The following is an 8746-nucleotide window of genomic DNA, read 5'->3' as shown; positions in this document are numbered from 1 at the left end:
GGCCAGGCGGAGCGTCCCGGCCGGGATGTCGGCGGCATTGGCGACATGCGGCTCGGCCGTGGTCAGCGTGCCGGTCTTGTCGAAGACGATGGTGTCGGCCTCGGCGAAACGCTCGAGGGCGTCGCCGCGATCGCCGATGGCATCGAGGCGCGCCTCGGCGGCGCCGCCTTCTGCGGGATTCCGTCCGAGGCTCCGGGCGCCGGGTCCGCCACCGCCTCGCATCTCTGGTTCCGCCACGGCGGGTCGACCGCGGTCTTCGCCATCGAGCAGGTCCTCAAGCCGGACGCGGCCGCGGTGGTCGCCGCCCTCAAGGCGCGCGGCTATGACTGCCGCATCCTGTCCGGCGACCGCGAGGCCGCCGTCGCGCCGGTCGCCCGCCAGCTCGACCTTCCCTACGCCTCCGGCATGAAGCCGGCGGACAAGATCGCCGCGCTCCGCGACCTCGCCGCGGCCGGCCACCGGGTGGCGATGGTCGGCGACGGCCTCAACGACGCCCCGGCCCTCGCCGAGGCCCATGTATCCCTTTCGCCGATCAGCGCCCTCGACATCACCCAGGCCCAGGCCGACGCCGTCTTCCTCGGCGAGCGGCTGATGCCCGTGGTCGACGCCTTCGATATCGGCCGCCGGGCGCGACGGCTGATGAACCAGAACCTCGCCTTCACCGTCATCTACAATCTCGCGGCGGTGCCGCTCGCCATCTTCGGCGTCGTCACGCCGCTGATCGCCGCTGTCGCCATGTCCGGCTCGTCGATCACCGTGACGCTCAACGCGCTCCGCGCCCGCATGCCGGAGAAGGCGCCGCCCGTGCAGCGCCCCGCCGGGGCGCTTCCGGCTGGCACGGAGGTCTCCGCGCCATGACGGTCCTGCTCTACCTCGTCCCGCTGGCGCTCTTCCTCGGCCTGGTCGGCCTCCTCGGCTTCCTGTGGTCGCTGAGGAGCGGCCAATACGAGGACCTCGACGGCGCCGCGCTGCGCGTCCTCGACGATACCGACGTCGAGCGGAAGAGCGGCTAGGCGGCCGATCCCGACAGCCGTCGCCGTGCCCCGGACGATCACGGGCTTTTGTCCTCATCGCCGTGCCGTGCCGCGTTGACTTCGCAGCTCCGGTGGCCGAGCTTTTTTGGTCCATCGTGGCTTCGCGGACGGCATGCCTTCGCAGCCGACCCCCGTCATCCGACTGCGGAGAAAACGAGGTCGACGATGTTGAAGACCATATCTGATTTCCGGGTCGGGCTTCCGGCCAACGCCCTTGTCCCGCCCGTTTCCCTCGCCGCCGCCCTCCTCTGTCTCGCCGCGAATGGCCATGCCCAGGACGGAGCGCCGGCACCGGGCTCGACGTTCCGCGATTGCGACAATTGCCCGGAGATGGTGGTGGTTCCGGCCGGACGGTTCGTGATGGGCGCCGGCGACAACGACCCCGCCGGGCGGGACGACGAGGCGCCGGCCCACGAGGTCGCGATTCCTTCCTTCGCGGTCGGCCGGTTCGAGGTCACGCGGGGCGCGTTCGCCGCCTTCGTCGACGCCACGGACTGGAAGACCGACGACGCCTGCGTCACCTATGAGGATGAATCATGGCAGGCCCGCGAGGGCCGCACCTGGCGCGATCCGGGATTTCCCGTCGACGACACCCATCCGGTGAATTGCGTCACCACCGACGACGTCGGCGGCTACCTGGCGTGGCTTTCGGAGATGACCGGCGAGGATTACCGCCTGCCGAGCGAAGCCGAATGGGAATATGCCGCGCGCGCCGGGTCGGTCACGCCCTTCTACTTCGGCGAAGACAAGGCGGCGATCTGCGACTATGCGAATGCCGCCGACAGGTCGGCAAAGGCGCAGTTTCCGGACTGGACCTGGACCAGCGACTGCGACGACGGCCACCCCTTCACCGCCCCGGTCGGAAGCTTCAAGCCGAATGCCTTCGGCCTCTACGACATGACCGGCAACGTCTGGGAATGGGTCGCGGACTGCTACCACGATACCTACACCGGCGCGCCGGCGGATGGATCGGCCTGGACCGCGTCGCCATGCGAACGCCGCATGTCGCGCGGCGGCGGACTGTTCGACAGTCCCGACGTGTTGCGGGTCGCGTTCCGGGGAGGCGGCAAGCCCGCGTCCCTCGATTTCGAGAGCGGATTTCGCATCGCCAGATCGATCCGCCAGGATCAGTGACCGGCCCATCACGCAAAGGTCTCGCCCCGGCGAAAACGGATGGCTTCATGCGGGTACCCAGGACGTGGCGCGTTTCGGGAAGCGTCCCGCCTCGTCGAGGCCGATGGCCAATGAGCTTCGCTGACCGGCTTCACGGTCGCGCCGCCGACGCTCATCACCGGGCGTCATCGAACCCGTTCTTCGCCAGGGTCCCGAGAATCACCCGTTCGGCTGGAGTCCCCTCGTGGAAGATTCGTCTCACCAGGCTGGTGGCGGGAAATGCCGGCCAGGTTTCCTTCAGTTCGGCGACGAGCCTGCTCGCCGTCTCCGATTCTCCGATCTGGTCGTAGGCCACGGCCGAGAAGATCAGCGTCGGCGGACTCACCGGCGCACCCGTGGCCGCCGCGCCTTCGAAAGCCTCGATGACATCCGGATAATTCTCGAGCATGAGCTGGGCGACGCCCCAGATGTTTCGCGCTCCAAAGCGACCGACACCAGATCGCGGCCTGCCCGGACGAGAGACGTCCGCGGCCAGTTGGGGTGATCGGCCGACGATCGCGGTGACCCCGACAAGGTCGAGGACATGGCCGTCTTCCGGGGCCAGTTCCTCCGCGAGGCGGGCCTTGGCCAACCCCGGTTCGAACGAGCCGCCGACCGCCAATGTCCAGCCTTTGGCGGCCACGGCCCAGGCATCGGCCGGGGCGAGTTCGAGTGCCTTGCTCGCCATCGTGTCCGCCTCACGCTGCAGGTCCGCCGCTTCGGCCGCGTCCGCGGAGAGCATGGAAAGGGTGGCAAGGACCTGGGCGGCGCCCGCGTATCCGCTGGCAAGGCCGGGATCGAGCTCGATGCTGTGGCGGAACATTTCCAGCGCCAGTTGCTGGCGCTTCACGTCGAAGATGGGGAACAGCATGCCGCGCGCCTCTTCGGCGAGATTTGCGGCCTGCAGGCTCGGCATGGACCGGTCGCGCAACGCCACGCGGACCGCACGATCCTGCGATCGCCCCGCTTCCTCGGGAGCCGGCCACCACGCCACGGCGTAAAGTCCGGCGGCAATCAGCGCCAGGACGAGAATGGAAATGACGATCCAGGGCGAGCGCGACGCCCCCCTTCGCGTCGCAAGCGCCTCCGGTTGCTCCTCGGCATCGCCGGGCGTCGCGGCTTGGAAGCGGGGCGCATAGCCTCCCTGATCGATGCAAATCCGCCATTCGTCGTCGGCGCCGGCGCCGGCGTAATACTCGTCGAGCAACCGGCGCAGCCGGCGGGCCTCTACCCGGACGATATTCTGGGCGCCCGACTCGCCGAGGTCGCGACCATAGACGTCGGCCGCGATGGTCTTGCCCCGGATCGATTGCCCCCGACCCGCGATCGTTTCCTCGACCACGTAAGTGAGGAATTGCTGGAGGCGGGGGGAGGCGGCGAAACCTTCGCTTGCGAGCACTCGCCCGAGCGCGTCGGTGATCGCCTCCGACGATAGCCGCCCGGCGGTCGAACCTGCCGCGGTTTCTGCGGATTCCTGCACGTCAACTCACTCCCCACTCACCGTAACTCACTTGGCCGCGACCGGCCAGAAGCCCCATACGGCCCGGAGAAACGCCAACGGGTTCATCGCAGTGGAGTCCAATCATTCCCCACCGCCGGAAATCGCAAGCCTGCTCGCCGCGAGGCCGGTCCGGGACAAGCGGCTGAAGGCCGCGCTTCGTGACTACCGGGAGGCCTGCGCACGCTCTTGCGACGTGCAGGCGGAACCGGACGTGCGGGCCGCGTGGTCCGATATCCGCGATGAGCTCGAACAGGAGCTGATGCGTTTCGCCAAGACGTTCTGGAACAAGACAGACGAGGAAAGCAGATGAGCAAGGAACGGCAGAAACATACGCCTCGCCCCGAGAATGACGGACCGGAAGATCCCGCCCGCCGTGATCTTCTCAAAGGACTCGCCACCGGCGCCGCGGTGGCCGGCGCCGCGACTCTTCACGCTGGAAGCGTCTCGGCCCATGAGGGCTCCGGACCTCTCGGTTCAACCCTCAGGAATCCCTATGGCGGACGTCCGGCCGGTGGCATCTCGCTGCCCGAATATTTCCGCCCGACGAAGTACATGACCGGCTCGAACGCGAACTACTTTCCGCTGACGGAGGAGCTGGGCCCGGATGAGATGCGGATTTCGTTCTGTGGCTCGACGCCCTATCCCCCGCGCGAGGACCAGGCCGGCACCTGCATCATGGTGGAGCTCGGCAATGGAAAGCGCTTCTTCTTCGACTTCGGAACCGGGTGTGTCCGCAATATCATCGGCATGCAGGTGCCCGGGCAGCTGATCAACGACATCTTCATCACCCACCTGCATGTCGACCACTACGCCGACGTCCCCTACATCTTCCCCTTCCGCGCCTGGTCCGGGGGCTATACGCCACTGCGGATTCACGGCCCTTCCGGCCGCACGCCGGAACTCGGCACCAAGGCCATGGTCGACGGCATGAAGCAGATGTTGCGCTGGCATCTGGAGGCATTCGACGTCTTTCCGATCGGCGACGGCTACGAAATCGAGGTCAACGAGTTCGACTTCCGGAAGGAGGGCGGAATCGTCTACGACCAGGACGGCGTCGTGGTCCGCAGTTGGCCACGCAGTCACGCCAAGGACGGTGCCGTCGGATACCGTCTTGACTGGAACGGTCTCAGCTTCGTCTGGACCGGCGACGGCCGCCCCGACGAGCTTTCCCGCCAATACGGCAAGGGCGCGGATGTCTTCGTGACCGAAATGTCCGGTCAGGACATCGGCTTGCTGATGACCTACAAATACGGCCTGCCGCAGGAGCTGTTCAACTACACCATCGACACCCATCACACGTCGCATTACGCGGTCGGCAAGCTCTTTGCCGATGCGCGGCCCCGATTGGGAATGGTGACGCATTACACCCAGGACGACGACATCGACGCCGAGATGCTGGCCGGCATCCGCGCCCATTATGATGGCCTCTTCCAGTGGGGTCTCGATGTCGCGGTGGTCAATGTCACCAAGGACGCGATCTGGTACCGGAAGGCGGCGATTCCCGGGAAATCGGGATCGGTCGCACCGTTCCGCGAACTGGCCAGGATGGAGGCCGAGGGGAAGATCACCCTGCCCGATGAGATCAGGCCGCCTCAGCCCCGATCGTCGCGCGCCGAGCAGCAGGACCAGAAATATCGCGACATGGAGATCGACCCGAGGGAGTACTACCCCGAGGATGTGTTCCGCGCCCCGGCACCGGAATGGCCCAGTGACTTCGCGATCAGGGTCGATGATGTGATCCCGGGCCGCAAGAACAAGCCGGAGTGATCCGATGATCCAGTTTGGTTCGGTCGACGCCGTGCCCGTCACCATCCTGACCGGCTTCCTCGGCGCTGGAAAGACCACGCTCCTCAACCGCATCCTGACCGGCAATCACGGACTGCGCGTGGCCGTCCTGGTCAACGATTTCGGATCCATCAACATAGACGCCGACCTCGTGGTCGGCGTCGACAGCAACGTCATGAGCCTCGCCAATGGCTGCGTCTGCTGCTCGATCCGGGATGACCTGATCGAGACGGTGGAAGCCGTCCTCGCCCGGCCCGAGCGGCCGCAATACATCATCCTGGAGGCCAGCGGCGTTTCCGATCCGTCTTCCATCGCGATGACGTTCACGGATCACACGTTCCGCGACACGATCCGGCTCGACAGCATCATGTGCATCGTCGACGCCGACCAGCTCTTCGCTGCGCCGGAGCAGATGGAGCTGAAGCTCCGCCAGATCGCGTTCTCCGACCTGGTGATCCTCAACAAGGTGGATCTGGTGGATCGCGAGACGGTGCAAGGCGTGCACGACTGGCTTGGCTCGCGCTTCCGGCGCTACAGGCTCGTCGAGGCGGTCAACGCCGATGTTCCGCTCGACATCCTGCTGTCGGTTGGCCGGTTTGCCTCCGAACATCTCGATGCGGCGACGGACCATGTCCATGGTCCGGATTGCGGTTGCCATGGCAATGGTCATGGTCATGGCCACCACCACCACGACCATGCCGCCACCTTCGCAACGGCGATGCTGCATACCGACCGGCCGGTGTCGCTGGACGGACTGCGTGACGCCGTCAAGCGCCTGCCCGGCTCGGTCTATCGGCTGAAAGGCTTCGTCTTTTGCGAGGAGGAGCCGGCTCGCCGGATCATCGTCCAGGTGGTCGGCAAGCGGATCGACATCGCCCGCGACGAGCCGTGGGGCGATCGCCGGCCGGAGACCCGGCTGGTCGCCATCGGCGCCGCCGGTGCCATGCCCGCGACGTTTCTTGAGGACGTCGTCCCCCTGGCGGCCTGATCGTCGTCGATGGTCCTGCCCGCCGGCCTTGCGGATGCCGAGGGTCTCGCCGCCGTATCGCCGCCCGCCGCGCCGGCCGGCGGCGTTTCGGCCCGCTCCCCTATGCTCCGCGCTTCGAGACCTCGCCGGCCAGGATCGCCATGCGCACCAGGTCGGAGAGGCTCGCCGCCTCCATCTTGCTCATCACGTTGGCGCGGTAGACCTCCACCGTCCGCGGGCTGATGCCGAGGTCATAGGCGATGGTCTTGTTGGGCAGGCCGCCGACCAGGCCGTCGAGGACCTGCCGCTCGCGCTGGGAGAGCATCGACAGGCGCGCCACGACGTCGGCCTTGCCCGCCTCGTTCTCCTCGCGCCGCTCCTCTTCCCTCAGCGCCGATTCGACCGCGGTGACGATCGTCGCGTCATCGAAGGGCTTTTCGATGAAGTCGAAGGCGCCGAGCTTCATCGCCTCGACCGCCAGCGGCACGTCGCCATGGCCGGTGATGACGATGACCGGCATGCCGACGCCCCTCGCCTTCAGCTCGGCCAGCAGCTGGGTGCCGCTGATCCCCGGCATCCTGACATCGGTGACGATGCAGCCCTTCTCGCCGCGCGGCAGGACGTCGAGGAAGGCGCTCGCCGATTCGAAGGCCCGCACCGCCAGGCCCGCCGTCTCGAGCAGGAAGGACAGCGATTCGCGGACGTCCCGGTCGTCGTCGATCACGTGAACTGTGGCGTCAGTCTTCATCCCCGCCTTCCGAAACGTCGATCGTCCTGAGGGTGAAACGGAACGTCGTGCCCTTGCCGGGAAGGGTATCGGCCGAGATCGTCCCGCCATGGGCATTGATGATGGTCCGCGAGATCGACAGGCCGACCCCCATCCCCTGCACCTTGGAGGTGACGAAGGGGGTGAACAGCCGCTCCGCCACCTCCGGCGCGATGCCGGGACCGGTATCGGCGACCGCGATCTCGACCATGCCGCCGGGAATCCGCCTGGCCGAGATGGCCAGCTCCTTGGGGCTCGAATCCGCCTCGGTCATCGCCTCGATGGCGTTGCGGATCAGGTTGAGCAGGACCTGCTCGACCTGCACCCGGTCGGCGAGGACGTGGTTGACGTCGTCGGCGATGTCGAAGCGGACGCGGATGCCGCGTTCCTTCGCCCCGACCAGCGCCAAGGCGCTCGCCTCCTCGACCATGCGGGCGACGCTCTCGCCGCGCTTCTCGCTCTCGCCGCGGCTGACGAATTCGCGCAGGTGGCGGATGATCTGCCCGGCCCGCAGCGCCTGGTCGGCCGCCTTGTCGAGCGCCTCGCGCAGGCGCGGCCCGGCGCGCTCGTCCTGCGAGGCGAGGAGCCGGCGCGAGCCGCTGATGTAGTTGGCGATCGCCGAAAGCGGCTGGTTGATCTCGTGGGCCAGCGTCGAGGCCATCTCGCCCATCGCGGTCAGCCGCGAGATATGGACCAGCTCCGACTGCAGCTGCTGCAGCCGCGTCTCCGTCTCCAGCCGCTCGCTGAGGTCGCGGACGAAGCCGGTGAAGTAGCGCCTTTCCTGCGACACCATCTCGCCGACCGCGAGCTCCATGGGAAAGGTCGTGCCGTCCGCCCGCTGGCCGACGACGACGCGGCCGATGCCGATGATCCGCGGGTGGCCGGACTGGAGGTAGCGCTGGATGTAGCGGTCGTGATCCTGCTTGTAGGGCGGCGGCATCAGGATGTTGACATTCTTGCCGACCGCATCCCCGGCGGCAAGGCCGAAGAGCCGCTCGGCGGCGCTCGAGAAGGACCGGATGACGCCCGCCTCGTCGATCACCACCATCGCATCCGGGACCGTGTCGAGGATCGACTGGAGATGCGCCTCGCGGGCGATGAGATCGTTGGCGAAGGCCTCGGTCTCGGCGCGCAGCCGGTGCAGCCGCTCGCCCATCATCGCGATCGCCCCGCCGAGAAAGCTGAACACCAGCGCCTTGATGATGTCGACATGGGCCTCGACGAAGAAATAGGCCATGGCGAAGGCGGCCGCGACGGTGAGCGCGGTGGCCAGCAGGCCGGGACCCAGGCCGCCATAGGCCGCCGAAACCACCACGGCGATGCCCGCGAAGAGGAAGAGCGACGGGTCGCCCGTGCGCCCGCAGATCGACGCGCAGGCGAGAACCGCCACGGCGACCGCGCCGAACGGCAGCGCATAGCGCAGCAGGGCGCCGACCGGACCGGATGGTCCGGGGCGCACGGGTATCGCGATTCGATGGCCCTGCGCCGGCCCCAACATCTTTATCTCGCCCGTCATCGTCTCCATTTGCCGGCGCCTACGG

General features: G+C 67.5%; 9 protein-coding genes. 6 read left to right on the top strand and 3 right to left on the bottom strand.

Features of this window, described 5'->3' with window-relative positions; translation table 11 throughout:
- Positions 1-129: 129 nt before the first annotated feature.
- From KDJ86_RS10980 to KDJ86_RS10970, 3 genes are all read left to right on the top strand, one after another.
- The gene (locus KDJ86_RS10980) at positions 130-858 is read left to right on the top strand and encodes an HAD-IC family P-type ATPase (RefSeq protein WP_291745511.1); all 729 of its coding nucleotides are present in this window, start codon (positions 130-132) and stop codon (positions 856-858) included.
- Entirely contained in the window at positions 855-1013 is a 159-nt protein-coding gene (ccoS, locus tag KDJ86_RS10975; protein ID WP_291745505.1) for a cbb3-type cytochrome oxidase assembly protein CcoS, read from the top strand. The genes KDJ86_RS10980 and ccoS overlap by 4 nt, the downstream gene beginning before the upstream one ends.
- A 186-nt stretch (positions 1014-1199) precedes the next feature.
- Positions 1200-2168, top strand: a complete 969-nt coding sequence (locus KDJ86_RS10970) for a formylglycine-generating enzyme family protein (protein ID WP_291745503.1) — start codon at positions 1200-1202, stop codon at positions 2166-2168.
- Between the two features lie 154 nt (positions 2169-2322).
- On the opposite strand, the gene KDJ86_RS10965 is transcribed toward KDJ86_RS10970, so the two are convergent.
- Entirely contained in the window at positions 2323-3666 is a 1344-nt protein-coding gene (locus KDJ86_RS10965) for a hypothetical protein (protein WP_291745501.1), read from the bottom strand.
- A 31-nt stretch (positions 3667-3697) separates the two neighbouring features.
- On the opposite strand from KDJ86_RS10965, the gene KDJ86_RS10960 reads away from it, so the two are divergent.
- The 3 genes from KDJ86_RS10960 to KDJ86_RS10950 are packed head-to-tail and all read left to right on the top strand — an operon-like array spanning position 3698 to position 6460.
- Entirely contained in the window at positions 3698-3997 is a 300-nt protein-coding gene (locus tag KDJ86_RS10960; protein ID WP_291745499.1) for a hypothetical protein, read from the top strand.
- The gene (gene gntH, locus KDJ86_RS10955; RefSeq protein WP_291745497.1) at positions 3994-5454 is read left to right on the top strand and encodes a guanitoxin biosynthesis MBL fold metallo-hydrolase GntH; all 1461 of its coding nucleotides are present in this window, start codon (positions 3994-3996) and stop codon (positions 5452-5454) included. The genes KDJ86_RS10960 and gntH overlap by 4 nt, the downstream gene beginning before the upstream one ends.
- A gap of 4 nt (positions 5455-5458) precedes the next feature.
- Entirely contained in the window at positions 5459-6460 is a 1002-nt protein-coding gene (locus KDJ86_RS10950; protein WP_291745495.1) for a CobW family GTP-binding protein, read from the top strand.
- A 100-nt stretch (positions 6461-6560) separates the two neighbouring features.
- Here KDJ86_RS10950 and fixJ read toward each other — a convergent pair whose 3' ends face one another.
- Both fixJ and KDJ86_RS10940 read right to left on the bottom strand, forming a co-directional pair.
- Positions 6561-7187: a response regulator FixJ gene (gene fixJ / locus KDJ86_RS10945; RefSeq protein WP_291745493.1), complete on the bottom strand. Its 627-nt coding sequence runs from the start codon at positions 7185-7187 to the stop codon at positions 6561-6563.
- Positions 7177-8721: a PAS domain-containing sensor histidine kinase gene (locus KDJ86_RS10940; protein ID WP_291745491.1), complete on the bottom strand. Its 1545-nt coding sequence runs from the start codon at positions 8719-8721 to the stop codon at positions 7177-7179. Before KDJ86_RS10940 ends, fixJ begins: the two co-directional genes overlap by 11 nt.
- Positions 8722-8746: the final 25 nt, after the last annotated feature.

The organism is Bauldia sp. (assembly GCF_020442045.1).
Lineage (GTDB): Bacteria > Pseudomonadota > Alphaproteobacteria > Rhizobiales > Kaistiaceae > Bauldia.
This window is presented reverse-complemented; position numbering and strand designations above follow the sequence as displayed.